General features: G+C 63.5%; 13 protein-coding genes and 1 pseudogene. 8 read left to right on the top strand and 6 right to left on the bottom strand.

Annotated elements, in window-relative coordinates:
* Positions 1–30 precede the first annotated feature (30 nt).
* From NMB96_RS22205 to NMB96_RS22195, 3 genes are all read left to right on the top strand, one after another.
* Positions 31–3600, top strand: coding sequence for an ATP-binding protein (locus NMB96_RS22205; RefSeq protein ID WP_255085741.1), 3570 nt, complete (start codon positions 31–33; stop codon positions 3598–3600).
* Positions 3601–3685: 85 nt separating this feature from the next.
* The gene (locus tag NMB96_RS22200; RefSeq protein WP_425520933.1) at positions 3686–7240 is read left to right on the top strand and encodes a ligand-binding sensor domain-containing protein; all 3555 of its coding nucleotides are present in this window, start codon (positions 3686–3688) and stop codon (positions 7238–7240) included.
* Positions 7237–8040, top strand: coding sequence for a ligand-binding sensor domain-containing protein (locus NMB96_RS22195; RefSeq protein WP_255085738.1), 804 nt, complete (start codon positions 7237–7239; stop codon positions 8038–8040). The genes NMB96_RS22200 and NMB96_RS22195 overlap by 4 nt, the downstream gene beginning before the upstream one ends.
* An 84-nt stretch (positions 8041–8124) precedes the next feature.
* Here NMB96_RS22195 and NMB96_RS22190 read toward each other — a convergent pair whose 3' ends face one another.
* The gene (locus tag NMB96_RS22190) at positions 8125–9105 is read right to left on the bottom strand and encodes an IS5 family transposase (RefSeq protein ID WP_183086593.1); all 981 of its coding nucleotides are present in this window, start codon (positions 9103–9105) and stop codon (positions 8125–8127) included.
* A 2-nt stretch (positions 9106–9107) separates the two neighbouring features.
* Here NMB96_RS22190 and NMB96_RS22185 point away from each other — a divergent pair, with 2 nt between their 5' ends.
* Entirely contained in the window at positions 9108–12047 is a 2940-nt protein-coding gene (locus NMB96_RS22185; RefSeq protein WP_255087006.1) for a hybrid sensor histidine kinase/response regulator, read from the top strand.
* 411 nt (positions 12048–12458) lie between these two features.
* Positions 12459–15941, top strand: coding sequence for a hybrid sensor histidine kinase/response regulator (locus tag NMB96_RS22180; RefSeq protein ID WP_225970200.1), 3483 nt, complete (start codon positions 12459–12461; stop codon positions 15939–15941).
* Positions 15942–16016: 75 nt separating this feature from the next.
* On the opposite strand, the pseudogene mdtD reads toward NMB96_RS22180, so the two are convergent.
* From mdtD to NMB96_RS22155, 5 genes and pseudogenes are all read right to left on the bottom strand, one after another.
* Positions 16017–17438: pseudogene (mdtD, locus tag NMB96_RS22175) on the bottom strand (multidrug transporter subunit MdtD).
* Positions 17439–17998: 560 nt separating this feature from the next.
* Positions 17999–19063, bottom strand: coding sequence for a uroporphyrinogen decarboxylase (gene hemE / locus NMB96_RS22170; RefSeq protein ID WP_115040620.1), 1065 nt, complete (start codon positions 19061–19063; stop codon positions 17999–18001).
* Between the two features lie 9 nt (positions 19064–19072).
* Complete coding sequence (locus NMB96_RS22165) at positions 19073–19324, bottom strand: WGR domain-containing protein (protein ID WP_006449079.1); 252 nt, start codon at positions 19322–19324, stop codon at positions 19073–19075.
* Between the two features lie 192 nt (positions 19325–19516).
* A complete protein-coding gene (aroB, locus tag NMB96_RS22160) occupies positions 19517–20629 on the bottom strand; it encodes a 3-dehydroquinate synthase (protein ID WP_255085736.1) in 1113 nt (370 codons plus the stop codon).
* Positions 20626–21168, bottom strand: a complete 543-nt coding sequence (locus NMB96_RS22155; RefSeq protein ID WP_043889342.1) for a shikimate kinase — start codon at positions 21166–21168, stop codon at positions 20626–20628. The genes aroB and NMB96_RS22155 overlap by 4 nt, the downstream gene beginning before the upstream one ends.
* Before the next feature lie 206 nt (positions 21169–21374).
* Here NMB96_RS22155 and pdxH point away from each other — a divergent pair, with 206 nt between their 5' ends.
* The 3 genes from pdxH (at position 21375) to NMB96_RS22135 (ending at position 23446) form a co-directional block, all read left to right on the top strand.
* The gene (gene pdxH, locus NMB96_RS22150) at positions 21375–21974 is read left to right on the top strand and encodes a pyridoxamine 5'-phosphate oxidase (protein ID WP_023904673.1); all 600 of its coding nucleotides are present in this window, start codon (positions 21375–21377) and stop codon (positions 21972–21974) included.
* Between the two features lie 272 nt (positions 21975–22246).
* Positions 22247–22663 (top strand): YjfI family protein, encoded by a 417-nt coding sequence (locus tag NMB96_RS22140; RefSeq protein WP_006449074.1) that lies wholly within the window; start codon positions 22247–22249, stop codon positions 22661–22663.
* A 12-nt stretch (positions 22664–22675) separates the two neighbouring features.
* Positions 22676–23446: a PspA/IM30 family protein gene (locus NMB96_RS22135; RefSeq protein ID WP_255085733.1), complete on the top strand. Its 771-nt coding sequence runs from the start codon at positions 22676–22678 to the stop codon at positions 23444–23446.
* The last annotated feature ends 21 nt before the right edge of the window (positions 23447–23467 follow it).

Below are 23467 nucleotides of genomic sequence, written 5' to 3'. Positions count from 1 at the left end.
ATGCGGGCTGGACGTGGAAAGGATGCCCACATGCGTGCGCTCATCGTTGTGCTTGTCTTGCTGCTTGGCGCTTTGCCATGTGCGGCGAAGATTCCCGAGATTCCCCGTTTCCGCATTGTAGGGCCCAGCGATGGACTTCCATCGACCATGGTGGTTGCGATCCACCAGGATCGTGCCGGTTATCTGTGGCTTGGCACCCTGGATGGCCTGGTGCGTTACGACGGCGCGGGATTCAGGACCTGGAGACACGATCCGAACGACCCTGCGTCGTTGCCCTGCAATGCGGTCCAGGCGCTGCATATCGATGCGCTGGACAGGATATGGATCGGCTGCGGCAAGACGTTGAGCGTCATGGATGCCGGACGACGCCAGTTTCGCCACTATCGCACTGTGGACTATCCTTTGTTGAAGGACGGCGAGATCTACAGCATCGCTGCGTTCGACGGCTATATCTGGGCCGGGACCACGTCCGGCGCGCTGGTCCGCATCGATGCTGGTGGGACGATGTCGTCGGTGGATCTGGGTGCGGTCGATGGCGATCTTGACCAGGCCATGGTCATGAATCTTGCGGCGGACAACCGGCAGCGGCTCTGGATCGCAACCAGTAATGGACTGGCTTATTACGACGGGAAACATCTGCGTCGCGAATATGTCCCGGACGAGCCGAACCGGCAGTCGGCCATTTTCGGTCTGCAATGGACCGGCGACCGTCTGTGGCTGGGCAGCGAGTCTGGATTGCATGTCATGGGGTCCAACGATCAATGGCAGCCGCTTCCCTGGGGAACGATGTTCGGTAGCGGCAACGAGTTCTGGGGCGCAGTGGCTGCTCAGGACGGCGAGTTCTGGCTAGGGAGCGGACGCGGTCTATGGCGGACGCGTGGCGAGCGTCCACCGGTCCCTGCCTTCAGCGGTGAGGGTCCGTTGTCGCGCCGTAATGTGGTCGGTCTGCTGGGAGCGGCCGATGGGGGGCTTTGGGTTCCGATGCATGGCACTGGCCTGGGGTATTTGCCGGCGGATTGGAAGCGCAGTGCCGTGCTCAAGCCCGCCGCGCCGACCGGCGATGCCATTTATTGCAATCTGGCACCCGCCACACGGTCTGGTGGTTTGTGGCAGGTGGATACAGACGGTCGCTTGTTGCGCGTTGATCCGAGCACGGGCGACACGTTTCAGACAGGATTGCAGTCGCCGCATCTCAAGGGCATGGAGCTGGTGTCGGCGTTGGAGGATCGTCTGCAGCGTGTCTGGCTGGGCAATTTGAGCTTTGGTCTCTCGCGGATGGATCTGCGCACTGGTGAGTTCATCCACTGGCCGTCTGATGGTCCCGAACCGGCATCCGCGCTGTCGGCGCCGGACTGGATCATCGAGCAGGGCGACACGGTGTGGATGGCATTCCTCGACATGGTGCAGCAGCGCGATTTACGTAGCGGCCGCGTCTTGCAGCGCATCACTCAGCAGGACCTGCATGGCCTCAGCGACATCGCTGTACAGCAGCTTGAACAAGGCCCCGACGGGCGTGTCTGGGCTGCGGGCGAGGGCGGCATGTTTGCCTGGGACGACACCTCTCGCCGCTTTGTGCCGGTTGCAGGTCTCGAAGGAACCCCGATCCAGGCGTTTGCCAGCCAATCGCCGGAGACGGTGTGGGTATACCGGGCCACCGGTGCGGAACAATGGAAAAAAACCGCAACAGGCTGGACGCGTGTGCGCCACGTGGGCGAAGCCGACGGGCTGGCCGGGTTCGACGCCTCTGCAATGCAGATCGACCCGCATGGCAGGGTCTGGATTTCCAGCTTACGTGGGCTCTGGCGGATCGATCCCTCGGTGACGCCGGCACGGCTGCGCAATATCGGCACGCGCGATGGGTTGACCAGTCAGGAATTCGTCCAGCATTGCCTGCTGATGGCGGGCGACACCTTGATCGGGGCGACCAGCGATGGCTCCACCGTGTTGCTGGATACCGCAATGCCCGATATCGCACCGTCTGTGCCCGCATTGCAGTTGGAACATCTCAGCGTGCTGCGTAATGGTGCACGCATCGCGTTGCCGATGGATCGCCCGTTTCAGCTGGGTCCCGGGGACCGGCAGTTGCAGATCGTCAGTCGCCTGCTGTCGTATAGCGATCCGCTTTCCAATCGTTATCGCAGTTTCTTGAAAGGCTTCGATACGGAGTGGCAGACCTCGGGCAACGCGGGGATCCGCGAATTTGCCAGTTTGCCTGCCGGCAACTACGAGCTCGCGCTGCAGGGTGTAGATCCCTTGGGTAATCGCTCGCCAGTGCGCACTCTGCGATTTACGGTCAATCCACCCTGGTGGCGCAGCGACGTCGGCATCGCGCTGATCTGCCTGCTTGGCTTGCTGCTGAGCGCATTGCTTGCCGCCGCCTATCGTCGGCGTGTGCGCATGCGTGCGCAATGGCAACTTGCGCAGCACAAACGCGAGCTTGCCGAGCAGGCGTCGCAGGCCAAGACGCGGTTTCTTGCGACATTGGGGCACGAGGTGCGTACGCCGATGACCGGTGTGCTGGGGATGAGCGAGTTGCTGCTGCAGACGCCGTTGGATGGACGTCAGCAGGGCTATGCCAGCGCCATCCAGTCGGCGGGCAAGCATCTGTTGCGGCTGGTCAACGATGCGTTGGATCTGGCGCGGATCGAGGCCGGCAAGCTGCCATTGGATTACCGCGATTTCGATTTGCGCCAGCTGATCAGGCAAGTGGCCGAGCTGGTGCGCCCGACTGCCGAGCAGAAGCAGTTGGTCTTCGAGTGCGAACTGGAGGATGCGCTGCCGCCGGCACTGCACGGCGATGCCAGCCGGGTGCAGCAGATCCTGCTCAATCTGTTGTTCAACGCGGTCAAGTTCACTGAGCGCGGCAGTGTGAGTTTGCGTGTCTCAGTGCTGCCGCAAGGCCACAAGCAAGGCATCCGGATGGAGGTGCGCGATACCGGCCCCGGCATGAGTGCAGAACAGCGCGGGCGCTTGTTCCAGCGCTTCGAGCAGGCCGAAGGCGCGCTCACGCTTGCGCGGCATGGCGGCAGCGGCCTGGGGCTGGCGATCTGCCGCGAATTGGCAGCGGCCATGGGCGGTGAAGTGACGGTCAGCAGCGAACTGGGGCAGGGCGCGTGTTTCGTGGTCGAGCTGCCATTGCGCTGGGTGGCTGCGTTACCCGCAGTGACGCCGAATGTGGCACGCACAACGCCGCTTCACGATCAGGCGCCACTGCAGCTGCTGCTGGTCGAAGACGACCCCACCGTGGCGCAAGTGATTGTCGGCCTGCTGCAGACGCGAGGGCATCAGGTCACGCATGTGTTGCATGGTCTTGCGGCACTGGCCGAGGTGAGTACGCGCAGCTTCGATGCCGGCCTGTGCGACCTGGACCTGCCCGGCATCGACGGCGCGGCACTGGTGGCGCAGTTGCGCGCGCGCGGCGTGCGTTTTCCGATCGTTGCGGTGACCGCACGCGCCGACGCCGATGCAGAACCGCAGGCGATGGCGGCCGGATGCAATGGATTCTTGCGCAAGCCGGTCACCGGCGACTTGCTCGCGCAGGCACTGGCGCGCGCGCTTGCTGACGCCAGCGACGCACAGGAAGACCCCGTTGCCGACTAGGGGCCGCCGTAGCGAAGCAGGTACAGTGCAGTCCCGCCAGGGAGCGCGCGCAAGCGTGCAGGTGGCGATGGGGACAAGGATGAAGATGAAGAAGGTGCTGCTGTCGTTGCTTGCGGTCTTGTTGCTGCTGATCGGTGTGGATGCGTTGGCGGTGAACCAGATCGAGACCCCGCGCATGCGCCGGTTCGGGCCGGTCGAAGGCCTGCCTTCGCGCATGGTGCTGGCCTTGGCGCAGGACCGGCAGGGTTATATCTGGGCGGCCACTAGCGACGGTCTGGCGCGCTACGACGGCATCGGCTTGCAGGTGTGGCGGCATGATCCGGCCGATCCGCGATCGATTCCCGGCAACCAGGTGGAAACGCTGCTTGTCGATGATCGCGACCGGGTCTGGATCGGCGCCAATGGCTCGCCGGTGGGTATGCTGGACGCAGGGCGCAAGGATTTCGTGCAGTTTCCGGAGATCACCGAAACCTGCGTAGGGCAGGTGTGGTCGTTGGCGCAGGCGCAAGGGGCGATCTGGATCGGCACCAGCGATGGCGGCTTATGCCGCCGCGAAGAAAACGGCCGGGTCACCGCGTTCCGCGCAACGCCCGACGCGCCGGACGGTCTGCCCAGCGATACCATTCTGAGCATGGTGACCGACGCGCGCGGCCGGCTCTGGATTGCCACGGCCAGTGGTCTGGTGATGCGCGACGGCGAGCGCTTCGTGCGCATTGCGCCGACGCAATTGAGCACGGCCGTGCTCAAGCTGAGCAAGGATCCCGACGGCACCCTGTGGGTAGGCAGCAGCAAGGGTTTGTACCGCGTGACAACGGCAGGTGTGCTGGAGCCGTCGCCCTGGGCCGGGTCGGCCGCCGTACGTGCCGGCACTGTGGTGCACGATGTCCATGGCGGTTACTGGGTCGGCGCAGCCGATGGCTTTTTTCGAGTGGCGCCCGGCGAAACTGCGCTGAGAGTGATGGAAGGCGATCGTGGTAGTGGGTTTCTTACCGCGCACAGCGGTGTGCTCGATGTCATGCAGGACCGCCAAGGCGGCCTGTGGCTAGGGATGATCTCGCAAGGCATGGCGTACCTGCCGCCGGATTGGCAGCGCTTCTCGACATTCTTCGAAACACAGGGAAAACCTCTGGAAAGCCTGTATCTGGTGAACGTTGCCGCAGATGGTGAGCGTTTTCTGGTGACCACGGGCGAGGGGGTGTATCGGGTCAGCGAAGACGGTGCAGTAGTGCCGGTGGTGCATAGCGATGCGCTGGGTGGCGGTTCGGTGCAATCGGTGCTGCCGGCAGGCGATGGCAGTCTGTGGATCGCAATGCGCGAGGGCATCACGCGCTATACCCCTGCCACGGGCGCGCGCCGCGACTTTCCTGTGGATGTCGGCACGCCCGATATCCACCGCGTGGAGCTGATGGCAGCCGGTATCGATGGCGAGTTCTGGCTATCGATCGTGCAGGGCGGCGTGCAGCGACGTGCGGCGGATGGCCGTGTGCTGGCGACATTCCGTTTCGGCACCGATCTGGGCATGGACGACGACATGGTGCAGCAGCTGTTGGTGCGACCGGATGGGAGTGCATGGGCGGCGACCGGCTATGGACTGTGGGTCTGGCAGGGCGAACGCTTTCGCAAAGTAATCGGCGATGGACATGAGGTCTATGCACTGGCCTTTGTATCGCCACACGAGTTCTGGGCGGGGCGCTCTGGCGCGTTGGAGCGCTACAGCTGGGATGGATCGCAGGCGCGGCTACTGGAGCGCATCGGGCGCGCGCAGGGGATTCCGGCAACCGATATCCGTGGCTTGGCATTGGGCGGTACGGACACAGTGTGGGCCACTACCTCACGTGGCCTGCTCGCCTATCGGCGCGGGCAGCCGCGGATCCACATGTTCGGCCAACGCGATGGTCTGCCCGACAGCGAATTCTCGATGCGTCCACCGGTCACCGGCCCCACGGGACAAGTGTTGGCGCTGACCACCAGCGGCATCGTGCTGTTCGACCCATCGCGGCCGTTTTCCGCTGCGCCATCGGCACGGCTGGTGATCGAATCGGTGCAGGTGCGCCGTAACGATGCCGAGCGCTCGCAGCCGGTCTCTCACAAGGTGCCGATGGTGCTGCAGGCGCGTGATCGCGATCTGCGTATCAGTGCGCGATTGCTGTCGTTCGTCGATCCGGCCTCTGCGCATTATCGTTACCGCATCGACGGCTACGACGAACGTTGGGTGGAGCAGGGCGCCGGCGGCGAACGCGTGATTTCGCGCTTGCCGCCCGGCGACTACCGTATCGAAGTGCAGGCGCGTGCCGGCGAAGGCGACTGGGTCGCTGCGCCCACGTTGCAGCTGGAAGTGCGCCCGCCGTGGTGGCTGAGCACACCGGCGCAGCTGGTGGCCGCGTTGCTGTGCGTGTTGCTGTCATGCCTGGGTGTGTGGGCCTGGCGGCGCCGGGTGCGACGCCAGCAGGAATGGGTGCTGGCACAACAACGCCAACAGCTTGCCGAGCAGGCCTCGGTGGCCAAATCGAACTTTCTTGCCAACCTGGGACATGAAGTACGCACGCCGATGACCGGTGTGCTCGGCATGAGCGAACTGCTACTGGCCACGCCACTGGATGCCAAGCAGCGCAGTCACGTCGACGCAATCCGCAAGGCCGGTGCGCATCTGCTGCGGTTGGTCAACGATGCACTGGATCTGGCGCGTATCGAAGCCGGCAAACTGGAGCTGGTGCAGCAGCCGTTCGACCCGGCGCAACTGACCCAGGAACTGGCCGATTTCATGCATCCGATCAGCGAAGCGCGCGGATTGCGCTTTCACTATCGCAATCAATTGCCTGCGCAGTTGGTGGTGCTGGGCGACGCGACGCGGGTACGCCAGATCCTGATCAATCTGCTCGGCAACGCGATCAAGTTTTCCGAACGCGGCGAGGTCTCTCTCATGGTCAGTCAGCATGGCGAGGTGCTGCGTTTCAAGGTGCGCGATTCCGGGCCGGGCATCGGCCCGGAGCAGCAGAAGCGCTTGTTTCAGCGATTCGAACAAGCCGATGGCGCACGCACCAGCGCTCGCTACGGCGGCAGCGGGCTGGGGCTGGCGATCTGCCAGGAACTCACCGTGGCGATGAAGGGCACGATTCGCGTGCGCAGCAGGCTTGGCGTCGGCACCCAGTTCAGCGTGGACCTGCCGTTGCCGATCGATCGCTCCGGCGTGCGCATCGCTTCTGGCGAGCTGCGCGCGGTGGCCGGTGAATCGTTGCGCATCTTGCTGGTGGAAGACGACCCGACCGTGGCCGAGGTGATCTCCGGCCTGCTGATGGGCCGCGGTCATCGCGTGGTGCATGCTGCGCACGAGTTGGCGGCGCTGTCGGAGGCGGTCGATGGCGGCTTCGACATCGCGCTGCTGGATCTGGATCTCCCCGGTCTGGATGGATTTGCGCTGGCATCGCAACTGCGCCGGCTCGGGCATGGGTTCCCACTGCTCGCGGTCACCGCGCGTGCCGACGGCGATGCGGAGCGCCAGGCGCAGGCCGCAGGTTTCGATGGATTCCTGCGCAAGCCGGTCACCGCCGATATGTTGGTTGAGGCGATCGCGGCGGCGCGTAAAGCGCAGAGATCGCGCGCGCGATCGGACGATAGCGCAGCATTAGGAGTACCGATGTGAACCGCAGCAGGCTTGCCCGTGTGTGGCGCGGCCCGCACTATGCGGCAAACTGCAGTGAAATGTTCATGTCGCGCCAACGTCTTCTTCCCAATTTCCGACGGATTTTCGCCGGACTGTGTTTTTGGCTGCTGATCGCGGTCTTGCCTGCGCTCGCCTTCGCGGATGTGCCAATCACTCCGGTGCCTGTCCAGCTCACTGTGGCCGACGGCCTGCCTTCCAATACGATCAATGATTTTGCCGAAGACAAATACGGTTACCTGTGGCTGGCAAGTGCCGATGGTCTGGCCAGATTCGATGGACGTACTTACCGCATTTGGCGAATGGAGGAAGGGCTTACTGATAACTTTGTCTGGTCTATTAGCGTAGATTCAAACGACGGGGTATGGGTTGGTTTCGAAAATGGTGGCGCAGGTTTACTAGACGCCAAGAAGCGGGCATTCAAGCGTTTGGCAGATCCGCGCTTTCCTGAGTTTTCACACAGTTCCGTATGGGCGATTGCGCAGACGCCTGAACACGATACTTGGTTTGGTACATCCAGGGATGGACTTTATCGATTGCGGGCAGATGGCAGTATGCAGCGCTTTACTTTTGCGGAGGATGATGTTCATAGCCTGCCTGGCAATAGTATCAGCGCGTTGCGTGTCACTCCCGACGGCTCGTTGTGGGTTGGCGGCAGCTCAGGTATTGCACGTTGGGCAGGTAATAAATTTGAACGTGTGCTACTGCCGGGTGATACTCAGTCGTCAAACGGATTGAGGTTAGACTCTAGGGATGGTCTGATCAACGGCATCGGAGGATGAGCCTAACCACATCGACCAGGCTGACGGCGCTCAGATCCTCGATTTTTTTGCCGTTTCCGGCGCGTTTGCAGGGTGTTGCCCGGGTTACAGGCGCACGTTCCCCATCGTCGGCAGTAACTGCTTTCGCTTCATCCACAGGTTCGATAGCGCAAACAAGGTCAGCACCTGCGCGGTGTTCTTGGCCAGGCCGCGATAGCGGACCTTGGTGTAGCCGAACTGGCGCTTGATCACCCGGAATGGATGCTCCACCTTCGCGCGCACGCTGGCCTTGAAGTGTTCCCAACGTCTTTCCCGAGCACGCTCGCGTTTGTTGCCGAGGGCTTGCATCGTCGAGGGCCTGGCGGCGATGAAGAATGCAGCCTTGCAGGCCTGCAGTTCTTCGCGTTTGTCCGCACCGGTGTAGCCGCTATCGCCGAACACGCTGTCTTCTTTGCCATGCAGCAACGTGTGCATCACCGTGACATCGGCGACGTTGGCGGCTGTGCAATGGACGTGGTGCACCAACCCGGAAAATTCATCCACGCCGATGTGCGCCTTCATCCCGAAATACCACTGATTGCCCTTCTTGGTCTGATGCATCTCAGGGTCGCGCGCGTTGTCGGCATTCTTGGTCGAACTGGGCGCCGCGATCAGCGTCGCATCGACGATCGTGCCCGACCGCAGGCTCTGGCCCTTGCGCGCCAGATGCGCGTTGACCGCTTCCAGCATCCGCGCGGCAAGGCCATGGGTCTCCAGCAGGCGCCGAAAGTTGAGAATCGTGGTCTCGTCCGGAACGTTGTCCAAGCCACCGAGCTGGGCAAACCGCCGCAAGGTCGGGATCTCGTGCAGTGCTTCTTCCATCGCCGGATCGCTCAGCGCATACCACTGCTGCAGCAGATGAATCCGCAACATCGTCGCCAGTGCGTACGGCTGCCGACCTGGCCGGCCCGATACCGGATAGTGCGGCGCGATCAGACCGAGCAGTTGCTGCCACGGAACCACCTGCTCCATCTCGGCCAGAAAGATCTCGCGCCGGGTCTGCTTGCGCTTGCCCAGGCCCTCAGCGTCACCGAACGTCAGTTGCATGGATCACTCCTCAACATCAGGCGGGTAGTGTCGCGTATCTGTGGTGCGTTGTTCAGAGGTTCCCTAGTGGAACTTTATGGGTAACTGACGGTAACTATAACCTCTATCGGCTCGACTCCAACGGGAAATTCATAGCGCAGCCTTGGCAGGAACGTGACGGAGATAAGCGTGTTATAGGTATGCTTTTGCGCGATCGCGCGGGGCGTTATTGGCTGGATACGATGTCCGGTTTGGGCATCTCAAATGGAAATGAAGTTCGTAACGTGCCAGTTTACAGTCTATCCGTTCGCGGACTGGTTAAGCCAAACTGGGCCAGTGCATACGAGGATCGTGAGGGCGGCCTTTGGTTCGCAGGCCTTAATGGTGGTCTATGGCATTTGCGGCCTAATTGGGACACTTTCGCGGTTCTTTCGTATCAAATTGATGATCCGCAGTCGATGGCCAATCCATCCTTAAAGGTTGCAGCAGCTTCATCATCCGGTGGATTTTGGATTGCAGGAACCCGTGGTGCACTGGAGCGTTTGGATCCCGCCAGCGGCAAGCTGGAACGTCATATGCGGCCGATTTATGAATTGCGCTGGCCAACATCCTTGATCGAAAGCCAAAGTGGCTACGTTTGGATAGGTCTTCCTAAATCGCTGGTCCGCTACGATCCTCGTACAGCACAAAGTAAACGCTGGCCTCTCTCTACCGGAGCCTCTCCTGACGGTTACGACACACCTGAGCGCATCGCACTGGATACGCTGAATCAGTTGTGGATTTACATGACAAAAGCAGGTTTTCAGATTAGGGATGGCAATGGCCGGTTTATTCGGCAGATAGCACATGGCAGCCACGGCTTGGATACTTCAAACGTGTATGACCTGAGGTTGGGACCGGATGGGCAGATGTGGCTCGCCAGCTCAACTGGTCTGAGACGCTGGGACGCGCAAATGGATAGTTTTGTGCCTATCCCGGGTGCACCGTCTTCAACCAATTATGTTTTTCGCTTTACCGACGCTGGCATCGTATGGATCGGGTTAATGGGTGAGCTAAGGCGTTATCTATGGGATGGTACGCAGCTAAAACATCTGGATACCATCGACGGTAAACAAGAGTTTCCGATGGTGGCTCCAAATGGACTTGTAGTGGATGCTGACGGGGTTGCTTGGGTTTCGAGTTCTCGTGGTTTAATTAGAGTGGATCCAGCCAGCAGGATGGTGCGGGTTTATGGAATGCATGACGGGCTTCCCAATCAGCAATTTCAGGAAAATACACTGGTACAAGCAATTGGAGGGCAGATCCTAGGCGGGACGCCGGATGGTGCGGTGCTGTTTGATCCAAATATCATGCGTCCAAACACGCGCCGGCCGCCACTGCTGATTGAACGCGTGGGGCTGCGTCGTGGCGAGCGCGGGCTGGATGTCACTGGCATGGAGCCATTGCAGATGCAGGACGACGATCGTGATCTGCACATCGTTGCACGCCTGCTCAGCCTTTCCGACTCCGACTCCAACAGCTACCGCTTTCGTTTGAGCGGCTACGACCCGGACTGGATCGATGTCGGACCAAGCGGGGAGCGGCTGTTTTCGCGGTTGCCGGCCGGAAAGTACACCCTGGAGGTACAGGGGCGCACCGGAGATGGAATCTGGTCCCAGAGTCAATCCCTACGCTTTCAGGTGCTACCGCCATGGTGGTTGGCGCCATGGGGACTGGTCTTTCTGGGTCTGCTCACACTATGCGTCATCGCCGCGGCGGTGCTGTTGTATCGCCGTCGCCTGCGTCGTTTGAATGCCTGGCAATTGGCCGTGCACAAGCAGGAACTGGCCGAGCAGGCGTCACTTGCGAAGACCCGTTTCCTGGCCACGCTCGGCCACGAAGTGCGCACGCCGATGACCGGTGTGCTGGGCATGAGCGAGTTGTTGCTCAAGACTTCGCTGGACAACAAACAGCGTAGCTACACCGAATCGATTCGCCGCGCCGGTGCGCATCTGTTGCGGCTGGTCAACGATGCGCTGGACTTGGCGCGGATCGAGTCGGGGCGTCTTGAGCTGGATCTGCAGCCGTTCTCGGTACGCCAACTCGTGGCCGAAGTAGAAGGCTTGATGGCGCCACTGGCGCAGGAGCGCGGCCTGCGTTTCAGCCTGGAAGTGGGCATGCTCGGTGATATCACGGCCAGCGGCGATGTCACCCGCATCCGCCAGATTCTGCTCAATCTGCTCAGCAACGCGATCAAGTTCACCGAGCGCGGCGTTGTCGGGCTCAAGCTGACCACGCTTGGCTCGTATCAAGGTCTGCGTTTCGAGGTGGCCGATACCGGGCCGGGCATCAATGCCGAGCAAAAGGCGCGTCTGTTCCAGCGTTTCGAACAAGGCGACGGCGCCAGGACCACCTCGCGCTATGGCGGCAGTGGCCTGGGCCTGGCGATCTGCCAGGAGCTGGCGCTGGCGATGGGGGGGCATGTCGAAGTGATCAGTCGCCTCGGCGCCGGCACGCGCTTCGTGGTCGATCTGCCGCTGCGCTGGGTCGCCTCCAATGCCACGCTCGACAGCGAGGTGGAGCGCGTTAGCGCTGCAATCGATCCGCTGCGCATCCTGCTGGTGGAAGACGACCCGACCATCGCCGAGGTCATCGTTGGCCTGCTGCGTTCGCAAGGCCACTCGGTAGTACATGCGCCGCACGGGCTGGCCGCGTTGACCGAAGCGGCCGACAACACCTTCGACCTGGCGTTGCTCGATCTGGATCTGCCTGGCCTCGATGGCTTCGCGCTGGCGCGTCAGCTGCGCGTGTTCGGCTACGACATGCCGCTGGTTGCAGTGACCGCGCGCGCCGACGAAGCGGCCGAACCGACCGCCGAGCAAGCGGGATTCGACAGTTTCCTGCGCAAGCCACTCACCGGCGAGATGCTGGCTAACACCATTGCCGATACGTTGCGACGCAAGCTTCCGCGCGAGGACGGATAGAGCGGGTGCCCAGTCAGCGCAGTCAAGCGGGATTCGGGCGTCGTGCGGCGCCTTCGTCGGGTAACGGGCAGCTTGAACAGCGATGCGTAATGCCGGCGATCTTGCGGGGCATCCGGATCCTTTCGGCTGGACGCAGTCCTGTGCGCTGTGTTCGTGACCACTGCGGCAGACAGCGGATTGGTCTGTGACGCTGCCCTACGCGTCGTAGGCATGGGAAAGATGAGCGGCAGTAGCGGTACGAGCGGGCTCGGGCTTGCCCGCACAGCGCGCGGCCCGCACTATGCGCCGACTTGTCGTGAAGCTGATCCAGTGCGCTTTCTATCTCGCTTCGCCCATTGGCCGCTTGTTGCTCTCTGGGTGTGCCTCTGTTTGGTAGTGCTTCCTGTGCGGGCGCGTACGCCAGTGACACCGGTGCCCATCCAGCTGACGATTGCCGACGGACTTCCGTCCGACACGATCAATGAATTGGCCGAGGACAAGCAGGGCTATCTGTGGCTTGCCAGCGATGACGGATTGGCCAGATTCGATGGCCGCAACTACCGCATCTGGCGGATGGAAGATGGCCTGACGAGCAACGTGGTCTGGACCATCTGTGTCGATGCCAACGACCGGGTGTGGATGGGTTTCGAGGATGGCGGCGTTGGCTATCTGGAAGCGAACACGCGCACATTCAAGCGGCTGGAAGATCCGCACTTTCCGGAACTGCGCGACGCCACGTTGTGGGCATTGGCACAGACGCCCGACGGCGATGTCTGGATCGGGACCGCGAAGCAGGGTGTGTATCGGTATCGTCCCGACGGGAGCATGCAGCACTTCTCTGCCACGGCCGGTGATCCCGCTAGTTTGCCGTCCGACAACATCGTCGGTTTCGAAGTTGCGCCTGACGGCTCCTTGTGGATCGGCACCTGGGGCGGGCTTGTGCACTGGGATGGCCGACGCCTGGAGCGGGTGCCGCTCCCGGGTCCGTCACAAGCAGTCAACAGGCTGTATATGGAACCGGACGGCAAGGTGCTATGGGTTGCCGATATCGAGGGCAATACGTTCCAGTTCAGCGCTGTTGGGCGGTCCGTGCCTCGCCCCTGGCAAAGCGTCACGGCCACGCCGCAGGTCAAAGGTGTGCTGCTGCGCGATCGACTCGGGCGCTACTGGCTGGATACCGATGTCGGCCTTGGCATGAGCGCCGGCGGCGCGCCCATCAAACGCGTGCCGATCTACAGTTTTTCAGCGCACGGCCTGGTCAACCGGAACTGGATCACCTCCTACCAGGACCGCGAAGGAGGGCTGTGGTTTGCCAGCCTGGAGGGCGGGTTGTGGCATCTGCCCCCGCGTTGGGACACCTTCGCGCTGTTCTCGCGCCGCGCAGATGATACGCAGTCCCTCGCCAACCCATCGGTCGTTGCGACAGCGCCTTCGATCTCGGGCGGGATCTGGCTGGTCGGTACACGAAGTGCGCTTGAGTACTTCGATCCAGTCACCGGCCGAGTGAAGCAACATCTGGCGCCGGTCGATCCAGAGCGCATTCCCGAGACCATGATCGAAAGCAGACAGGGAATTGTCTGGATCGGCGTACAGGAAACGCTGGTGCGATACGACCCGCGGACGCGGGAAGTCAGGCGTTGGCCGCTGCTCCAGCACAGGGATCCGGCAGCCGATCCGGAAAATGTGGGCAGACCCGGCAGGATGGCCGAAGATGCGCAGGGACGCATCTGGGTCGCGCTGCTGACGCATGGGGTGCAGCTCTGGAGCAGCGAAGGGCAGCTGCTCAGGACGATCGACTATGGAAGCCATGGACTGAAGGCGCTGACCGTCCTGGACATGCGTATTGGGCCAGATGGACAGATCTGGCTGAGCAACAATGCCGGACTATGGCGATGGGACCCGGCTGCCGACCGCTTCGTTCCGGTACCTGGCGCGCCGTCCCTGCCAACCTACGTGTTTCGACTGGGAGAGGGCGGCATTGTCTGGGTTGGATTGGCAGGAGAGTTGCGGCGGTATCTTTGGAACGGTACGCAGCTTACGCATCTGGATACGGTGGGGAAGGATCAGGAGTTTCCGAGGGTGTCGCCGACCGGCCTGGTGGTCGATGCTGCCGGCGTGGCCTGGGTCTCCAGTCATCGTGGGCTGATTCGAGTCGACCCCGGCAGCAAGCTGGTGCGTGTGTACGACGTGCATGACGGGCTTCCCAGCTCGCCCATGCAGGTGGCCACGCTGGTGCAGGCAAGCACGGGACAGATCCTGGGTGGTACATCCGACGGAATCGTGGTGTTCGATCCGGCCATGATGCGTCCGAATTTACGCCGGCCGCAGCTGTTGATCGAGCGTGTCAGTGTGCGACGCGGTGAGCATGAACTGGATGTCACCGGCAGAGCACCGCTACAGATGCAGGACGGCGATCGTGACCTGCATATCGTCGCGCGCATGCCCACTTTCACCAGTCCCGAGTCCACCAGTTACCGCTTCCGTCTCAGTGACTACGACCCGGACTGGATCGATGTGGGCGCCACGGGCGAGCGCTTGTTTTCGCGCCTGCCACCGGGTCATTACACGCTGGAAGTGCAGGGGCGCACTGCAGACGGCATCTGGTCGGCGAGCCAGACCCTGCGCTTCCAGGTATTGCCGCCGTGGTGGCTGTCCCCGTGGGGTCTGGTGGCGCTCGGTCTGCTGGCAGTGTGTCTGTTCGCCGCAGCGGTCTTGCTTTATCGCCGTCGCCTGCGCCGCTTGAACGCATTGCAATTGGCGGTGCACAAGCAGGAAATTGCCGAGCAGGCATCGCTCGCCAAGACACGTTTCCTGGCCACGCTCGGCCACGAAGTACGCACGCCGATGACTGGTGTGCTGGGCATGAGCGAGTTATTGCTCAAGACCTCGTTGGACAACAAACAGCGCAGCTATACCGAATCGATCCGGCGTGCCGGCGCGCATCTGCTGCGGTTGGTCAACGATGCGCTGGATCTGGCGCGGATCGAATCCGGGCGCCTGGAACTGGATCTGGAGCCCTTTTCGGTGCGCCAACTGGTAGCCGAAGTGGAAGGCTTGATGGCGCCACTGGCGCAGGAGCGTGGTCTGCGTTTCAGCCTGGAAGTGGGCCTGCTCGGCGACATCACCGCCAGCGGCGATGTCACCCGTATCCGGCAGATTCTGCTCAATCTGCTCAGCAACGCGATCAAGTTCACCGAGCGCGGCGTGGTCGGCCTCAAGCTGACCACGCTTGGCTCGTATCAAGGTCTGCGTTTCGAGGTGGCCGATACCGGGCCGGGCATCAATGCCGAGCAAAAAGCGCGTCTGTTCCAGCGTTTCGAACAAGGCGACGGTGCCAGGACCACCTCGCGCTACGGTGGCAGCGGCCTGGGTCTGGCGATCTGCCAGGAACTGGCAATGGCGATGGGGGGGCATATCGAAGTGATCAGTCGCCTCGGCGCCGGCACGCGCTTTGTCGTCGATCTACCGCTGCGTTGGGTCGCCTCCAACGCCACGCTCGGCGGCGAGGTGGCGCGTGCCGGTGGAGCGGTCGCCCCGCAGCGCATCCTGCTGGTGGAAGACGACCCCACCATCGCCGAGGTCATCGTTGGCCTGCTGCGTTCGCAAGGCCACTCGGTGGTGCACGCACCGCACGGGCTGGCCGCACTGACCGAAGCGGCCGACAACACTTTCGACCTGGCGTTGCTCGATCTGGATCTGCCGGGCCTGGATGGCTTTGCGCTGGCGCGGCAGCTGCGCGTGTTCGGCTACGACATGCCGCTGATTGCAGTAACCGCGCGTTCTGATGAAGCAGCCGAGCCTACTGCGGAGCAAGCCGGATTCGACAGCTTCCTGCGCAAGCCACTCACCGGCGACATGCTCGCCGACACCATCGCAGAGGCGTTGCGAAGCAAGCGCCCGCGCGAGGAGATTTAAGAACTATTGCCGCGCTTGAAATCCCGGGTGGTGATTCGCTCACGTACTGCACCAGGTACTGCCGCACACGCATGGCTACTCGGCAACTTCTTCCACATGTTTGGGGTGCGGCCGCGTCTCGGCCAGCTGCCAGAAGATCAATGTCGACGACAAGGTGATGCCGCCGACGCACAGGAAGGTGGCATGCAGCGCCGCAGTGGCGCCGTGGCTGTCGCCCAGATGCGTGTTGAAGGCGGCCAGCAGACTGCCCGCCGCCGCCGCGCCGAAGCCGGTGGCCAACATCATCACCATCGACAGCAGGCTATTGCCGGGGCTGGCCTGGTCGCGGTCCAGATCACGTAAGGTGACGGTATTCATGACGGTAAATTGCAGCGAATTCACCGCGCCAAAGCACGCCAGCTGCACCAGCCGCAGCCATAGCGGTTGACCGACATCGATCAAGGCGAAGCTGGCCATCGCCAGTCCCACCAATACGGTGTTGAGCATCAGGATGCGGCGGTAACCGAAGCGGCCGACCAACTTGACTGCGGCGCGTTTGGCGGCCATGCCGGCCAGCGCCACCGGCACCATCATCAGCCCCGCATGCATCGGGCTCATGCCCAGGCCCACCTGCAATAACAGCGGAATCAGGAACGGCATCGAGCCGCTGCCCACGCGCGCAAACAGGTTGCCCAAAATACCGATGCGAAAGCTGGCGACCTAGAACAAGGCCAGCGGAAACAACGCCGCCGGCGCGCTGGCCGCATGCAGCCAGTAACCGGCCAACGCCGCCAGCCCGCCGATCGCCAGCAGCATCACGAAGGCGTGGCGCAGGCCGAGTTCGGAGATGCCGTCCAAGGCCAACGACAGCGCCACCATGCCGAACGCCAGCATCAGATAGCCGATCAGATCGAAGCGTTTGCGCGCATCGCCATAGTGATCCGGCATGATCTTGAGTGCAGCGATAAACCCGATCACGCCGATCGGCAGATTGATCAAGAACACCCAATGCCAGGAGGCGACTTCGACCAGGTAGCCACCCAAAGTCGGGCCGATCAGCGGACCGATCAGTGCCGGAATTGCGATGAAACTCATCGCACGCAGGAAGTCGGCGCGCGCCACCGTCTTGAGCACCGCCAGGCGGCCCACCGGCAGCAACATCGCGCCGCCGATGCCCTGCACCACGCGTGCGGCCACCAGCTGCGGCAACTGCTGTGCGGCCGCGCACAGCAACGAGCCCAGCGTGAACACGATGATTGCAGCCAGGAAGGTGCGCCGGGTGCCGAAGCGGTCCGCAATCCAGCCCGATGCGGGGATGAACATCGCCACCGCAAGCGCATAACTGAAAACCACCGACTGCATCTGCAGCGGGCTTTCATGCAGGCTCGCTGCCATCGACGGCAACGCGGTGTTGACGATGGTCGCATCCAGCATCTGCATGAAGATTGCCAGCGACACCAGCCACAGCAACGGCTTGATGCTGTCGTAGGCACGTAAGACGGGAACGGGCTGAGACATGGTGATCGCTGTCGAAGGGACAACGCATTATCCCCGCGCTGATGTGCACGAACTCAGAAAACGTACGCGTTTGATTTAGCCACTGAGCGCGTGCACGCGTGCCAGGTTTTACTTTGGAATCCGCAGGCGTGATGCCGGTTGAATGCATCGCTTTTCGAGCAGCGGCCGCGAATATTGAAGGCGCGGTGCCGTATCCGGGGGCGGGACCATGTAGCGGCATGGATGCCTCTACTGAGCCTCCACGGACGGATTCACGGCGTGTCCCGACACCGGATACGGCACCGCGCTCCGATCGACCGCGCACATGAAGTCTGCCGGTTTTGTGCGAAATGCTCGGTCACTGAGGGCGCTTGCACGCGTGCCGGCGTGGGACACGCCGCAAGTACGTCCGTGTAGCTCTTCTGCGGCATCCATGCCGCATAAGGTCCCACGCCGGTACGCATGAGAGCACCACCGGTTGTTGCCGGTGGCTGTAGGAAAGAGAGCGGCGTCTGGTTGACTGATCGGCTTCTGAGCGAGCCATCGACAGCGCTACTCGCGCGCTGTCGATCGCACCTGGATCAGCGCTTGCTCAACGTCTGCACCGCTTCCACCAACACCCCAACATGTTCGGGATTCATGTCCGGCGACATGCCGTGGCCGAGGTTGAAGACGTGGCCTTCGCGCGAGCCGCCGTTGCCTTGGGCGTAGCTGTCCAGGGTCTTGCCGACCTCGGCGCGGATCGCCTCGGGCGAGCCGTACAGGGTGGCCGGGTCCAGGTTGCCTTGCAGGGCGACGCGGCCACCAGCGCGCTGTGCGGCGTCGGCCAGCGAGATGGTCCAGTCCACGCCCACCGCTTCGGCGCCGCTGGCGGCCAGTTCGCTCACGTAGGCGCCGTTGCCCTTGCCGAACAACACCAGCGGGGTGCGCTCGGCGCCGTCGCCACGCTCCAGCTCACGCGCGATGCGGGTGAGGTAGGGCAGCGAGAACTCGCGGTACATCGCCGGCGACAACACGCCGCCCCAGGTGTCGAACACCTGCAGTGCCTGCGCACCAGCCGCGCGTTGTGCCGACAGGTAGGCGATCACTGCATCGGTGACGGTGCTGAGCAGGTGATGCAGCACCTCCGGCGCGTTGAAGGCCATTGCCTTGATGCGCGCGTATTCCTTGCTGCCGCCGCCTTCGATCATGTAGCAGGCCAGCGTCCACGGGCTGCCGGAGAAACCGATCAGCGGCACCGCACCATCCAGCTCGCGGCGGATCAGGCGCACCGCATCCATCACGTAACGCAGCTCGGTTTCCATGTCTGGCACGCCCAGCCGATGGATCGCGGCGGCATCGCGCACCGGATGGCGGAACTTGGGACCTTCGCCTTCGACGAAGTACAGCTCCAGGCCCATCGCGTCGGGGATGGTCAGGATGTCGGAGAACAGGATCGCCGCGTCCAATGGAAAGCGCTGCAGCGGCTGCAGCGTCACCTCGCAGGCGATCTCGGGGTTCTTGGCCATGCCTAAAAAGCTGCCGGCGCGCGCGCGGGTGGCGCGGTATTCCGGCAGATACCGGCCGGCCTGGCGCATCAGCCACACGGGGGTGCGGTCGACGGGCTGGCGGTTCAGGGCACGCAACAGGCGATCGTTCTTGAGCATGGGTGTTCCTCAGCGCGGCGCGTCGGCGCCGCCGGTGATGAGTTGGAAGCCGCGTTTGAGGTGGGTGTCGCGCGCCTTGTCGAAGGCCCGGTCCGCCTCATCCTGCAGCAGATATTGGTCGCGTCGCAGCTGCGAGCGTCCACCGATCTCGCCGCTCTCGCGCAGCAGCTCCCAGCCACCGAACAGATCCGGTTGCAGGGTCAGCTGGACATAACGCAACGGCGCATTGCCGCCGGGATCGTGTTGCAAGTGGATACGCATGGCGCCGATTGTAGCCGGGCGGTGCTGAAGGCTGGGAGCAGTGGGCGCGCCGGGTTGCTCCGCTTGCGAAGGGAGCGTTGGCAGGCAGTGCATAGGAGCGCACCTGGGCGCGATGGGATTTATCGGGAAGGCCCTGTCGCGCCCGGGGGCGCTCCTACGAATGCGCCGGAGACTAGTGAGTGATGGCGTTGCTCAGCTCGCCAGAATCTCCAGCACCGCGGCCTCGTCCACATCGGGCACCACCTCGGCCTTGCCGATGCCGCGCCACAACACCAGGCGCAGGCGGCCGGCGATGTTCTTCTTGTCCAGACGCATACGCCCCAGCAGCGCTTCCGGCGACAGACCGGCCGGGATCTCGGTGGGCAGGTCGAAGTCGTGCAGCAGGGCGCGCAGCGCCTCGGTGTCCTGCGCAGTGCTCATGCCCAGCGCGGCCGAGAGCCGTGCGGCCAGCACCATGCCCACCGCCACGGCTTCGCCATGGTTGAGGTTGTCGTTGCCGGGCGCGCCGTAGCCTTGTTCGGTCTCGATCGCGTGGCCGAAGGTGTGGCCCAGGTTGAGCAGAGCGCGCTCGCCTTTTTCCAGCGGATCGCGCGCCACGATCTCGGCCTTGTGCTCGCAGCTGCGCGCAATGGCCTGGGCCAGCGCTGCGGCGTCGCTGTCCAGCAGCGCGCGGCGTTCGGCATGCAGCCACTGGAAGAACAACGGGTCGCGGATGGCGCCGTACTTGATCACCTCGGCCAGACCCGCACGTAGCTCGCGCGGTGGCAGGGTGCGCAGGGTGTCTGTGTCGGCGATCACCGCGCGTGGCGGATGAAACGCGCCGACCAGGTTCTTGCCCTGCGGGATATCCACCGCAGTCTTGCCGCCGACCGACGAATCCACCATCGCCAGCAGGCTGGTGGGCAGCTGCACGCAATCCACCCCGCGCATCCAGCAGGCCGCTGCGAAGCCGGCCAGGTCGCCGACCACGCCGCCGCCGAGTGCGAACACGCAGGCGTCGCGGGTGGCGCCCAACTCGGCCAGCGCGGCGATCGCAGCGCCGAAGTTATCCAGCGTCTTGGAGGCTTCGCCGGCGGCGATCACCAGCTCGCCGAGCTGCAGGTCGGGGCGCGCCTGCAACAGTGCGCTGCGCACCGTGGCTGCGTAATGCGGGGCCACCTGCGAGTCGCTGAGCAGCAGCACGTGGCGGCCGCGCACATGACTGGCCAGGCGCGCGCCATCGGCCAGCAGGCCGGGCGCAATGGTGATGGTGTAGGGCTGCGCACCGTCGACATCGACGCTGCGCGAGGAACGGGGAAGTGTCATGCGGGGGTACTCGACATGCGCCATTGCGCGGCCAGGCGCAGCACCAGCTGCGCGGTGGCCTCGGCGGGGGAGAAATGATCGGTTTCCAGGCTGAGGTCGGCGACCTCCTGGTACAGCGGGGTGCGCTGCGCGGCCATCGCGTGCAGCACCTGCTCGCGGTCAGCGCGTTGCAACAGCGGGCGATTGCGGTCGCGAGCCAGCCGCGTCAACTGCGCCGGCACGCTCACATGCAGATAGACCACAAAGCCGCGCTCGCGGATGCGCTGGCGGTTGAGCGGATCCAGCACTGCGCCACCACCGGTGGAAATCAACTTGTTGTCCTGCTCCAGCAGTGCCTGCAGGGTCTCGAGTTCGTGCTGGCGAAACCGTGCTTCGCCGTGCTGTTCGAAAATGGCGGGGATGCTCTTGCCCGCCTGCTCGACGATGGCCTGATCCACATCGACGAACTCCAGCCCGAAGCGCTCGGCCAGACGACGGCCGATGCAGCTTTTTCCGGCGCCCATCGGGCCGACCATCACGAGATTGGGAGCGGGGTTCATGCGCAGGGATCGTAGCATTCACGCCCGCGCGCCGGGCCGATCGACGCGGCCTGAAACCATTCGTGCGGTGTGACTTGCGACTGCGTGGCTCGGCATCGACACCTACCGCCGCCGCAGGCAGATCGATGGCTGCGACAGTGCGGACATAGGCGAAGCACACGCGATGCGCCCACAATAGGCGCCAATCTTGCTGCCCACGCACCGTCATGACCGATCTGTACGCAGAAGCCCTTGCCACCTTCACCGCGCTGTACGCCGAGGCACAGAACAGCGCCGAACTGGAAGCCAGCGCGATGACCGTGGCCACCGCCAGCGTGGATGGCCGGCCGAGCGCGCGCACCGTGTTGCTCAAGGCCTTCGATGCGCGCGGCTTCGTGTTCTACACCCATCTGGACAGCGCAAAGGGCCGCGATTTGCAGACCCATCCGCAGGCGGCATTGCTGTTTCTGTGGCGCAGCCTGCGCGAGGCCGGCATCCAGGTGCGTATCGAAGGTGGCGTGCAGTTGGTGAGTGCGGACGAATCCGATGCCTATTTCGCCTCGCGCCCGCGCATGAGCCAGATCGGCGCCTGGGCCTCGCTGCAATCGCAGACGCTGGGCTCGCGCGAGGAGTTCGACGCGGCCATCGCCAAGGTCGAGGCCACCTTCGAAAGCCGCGAGGTGCCGCGCCCGGATGGCTGGGGCGGGTTCCGGGTGGTGCCGCAGGCGTTCGAGTTCTGGTACGGCGCCAACTTCCGCCTGCACGAGCGCTGGCGCTACGAGGCCGATGCGGCCAGCCGCTGGAGCAAGCGGATGCTGTATCCGTGAGCGCGCCGGCCGGGTGGCGAGATCAGGGTTGCACGGAGCTGGCCTCCGATGCGCGGCTGGAAGACAGCGGCGCCCAGGCAGCGCATGCGGCGTGCGGCTTCGAGCCAACTGAACGGGTGGTCTGCTTCCGCCTGCAGCTGGCCTGACCAGCTGACTTCCGGCCCTTTCTGCCGGTCGCGGACAGTCTGTAGTATGTCCGCCCATTGCATGAGCATTGCTGCATCACCGCAGCTGCTCGACCACCGCTGCATGACCAAAGGACAGGACATCGTATGACGCAGTACACCACTGTCGAATTGCACGGCCTGCTGGCCGAGCGCTACCGCGACCAGCCGATCGAGGTCGAGCTGATCGACGGGCTGGAACCGGCCATCAATCTCACCCTGGCCGACCACGGCGACATGCAGATCCAGGTCGCCGCCTCCGGCTCGCAGGTGTTCGTTTCCACGCTGCTGGCCAATGCCGACCAGGTCAGCGACCGCGCCGCCTTCAACGATGCCTGCCTGCGGCTCAATCCGCTCAACCCCTTGTCCAACCTGGGTCTGGTGCAGGTCGACGGCAAGGACAGCTACGTGGTCTTTGGCGAACTGTCGGCGTCGTCCACGCTCGACCAGATCGACGAGGAAATCCAGACCCTGGCGGCCAATACGCTGGATGCCGCCGAATCTCTCAAGCCGTACTTTTCCTAAAGGCGTGTTGTCATGAGTATCTTTTCAAAGCTGATCACGCTGCTGCGTGGCACTGCACACGAAACCGGCCAGAAGGCGGTCGACGCCAATGCGCTGCGCATCCTGGACCAGGAAATGCGCGATGCCGGCGCCCAGCTCACGCGTTCGCGCGAAGAGCTGACCAAGCTGATGGCACAGAGCAAGCTGGCCCAGCAGAAGATCGACGCGCGTGCCGGCAAGATGGCCGAATACACGCGTTATATCGAAGGTGCGCTGGCCAAGGGCGACGAATCGCTGGCCCACGATGTGGCGACCAAGCTCGCCGCGCTGGAAAGCGAGGACGCCGGCGACAAGGTCTCCAAGACCTCGCTGGACCAGTCGGTGGTGACGCTCAAGGCCACCATCCAGAAGACCGAAAACCAGCTGCGTGGCATGCGCCAGCAGATCGACACGGTCAAGGCCACCGACGCGGTGCAAAAGGCGCAGGCGGCGATTGCCGCGCGGCATTCCGGTGCCAGCAGCAAGATGGGCTCGGCACTGGAATCGCTGGAGCGCATCAAGGCGCGTCAGGCCGAGACTTCCGCACGCATCGAATCGGCCGAAGAACTCGAATCGTCCAGCGGCGACGGCGATCTGAACCGGCGTCTGGCCGCGGCCGGCCTGATGGAAGGCGAGTCCAACGCTGCCGCGGTGCTGGCACGCTTCAAGAAGCCGGCCCAACTCGGCCACGACAGCGCCAGCGGCACCGCGCCGCTGATCGGCCAGGTGCGCGACGTGCAGCAGGTTCCGCGCAGCGACAGCTGATCCACCGCACGGCACAGGACG

Source organism: Xanthomonas hortorum (genome assembly GCF_024339125.1).
GTDB lineage: Bacteria > Pseudomonadota > Gammaproteobacteria > Xanthomonadales > Xanthomonadaceae > Xanthomonas > Xanthomonas hortorum.
Note: the sequence above shows the minus strand (reverse complement) of the source record. Positions and strands in the feature narration are given on the sequence as shown.

Excerpts from the sequence above, each read along its gene's own strand:
- NMB96_RS22205 (WP_255085741.1), top strand. The coding sequence starts at position 31 with ATGCGTGCGCTCATCGTTGTGCTTGTCTTGCTGCTTGGCGCTTTGCCA.
- NMB96_RS22200 (WP_425520933.1), top strand. The coding sequence starts at position 3,686 with ATGAAGAAGGTGCTGCTGTCGTTGCTTGCGGTCTTGTTGCTGCTGATC.
- NMB96_RS22190 (WP_183086593.1), bottom strand. The coding sequence starts at position 9,105 with ATGCAACTGACGTTCGGTGACGCTGAGGGCCTGGGCAAGCGCAAGCAG.
- hemE (WP_115040620.1), bottom strand. The coding sequence starts at position 19,063 with ATGCTCAAGAACGATCGCCTGTTGCGTGCCCTGAACCGCCAGCCCGTC.
- NMB96_RS22165 (WP_006449079.1), bottom strand. The coding sequence starts at position 19,324 with ATGCGTATCCACTTGCAACACGATCCCGGCGGCAATGCGCCGTTGCGT.
- aroB (WP_255085736.1), bottom strand. The coding sequence starts at position 20,629 with ATGACACTTCCCCGTTCCTCGCGCAGCGTCGATGTCGACGGTGCGCAG.
- NMB96_RS22155 (WP_043889342.1), bottom strand. The coding sequence starts at position 21,168 with ATGAACCCCGCTCCCAATCTCGTGATGGTCGGCCCGATGGGCGCCGGA.
- pdxH (WP_023904673.1), top strand. The coding sequence starts at position 21,375 with ATGACCGATCTGTACGCAGAAGCCCTTGCCACCTTCACCGCGCTGTAC.
- NMB96_RS22140 (WP_006449074.1), top strand. The coding sequence starts at position 22,247 with ATGACGCAGTACACCACTGTCGAATTGCACGGCCTGCTGGCCGAGCGC.
- NMB96_RS22135 (WP_255085733.1), top strand. The coding sequence starts at position 22,676 with ATGAGTATCTTTTCAAAGCTGATCACGCTGCTGCGTGGCACTGCACAC.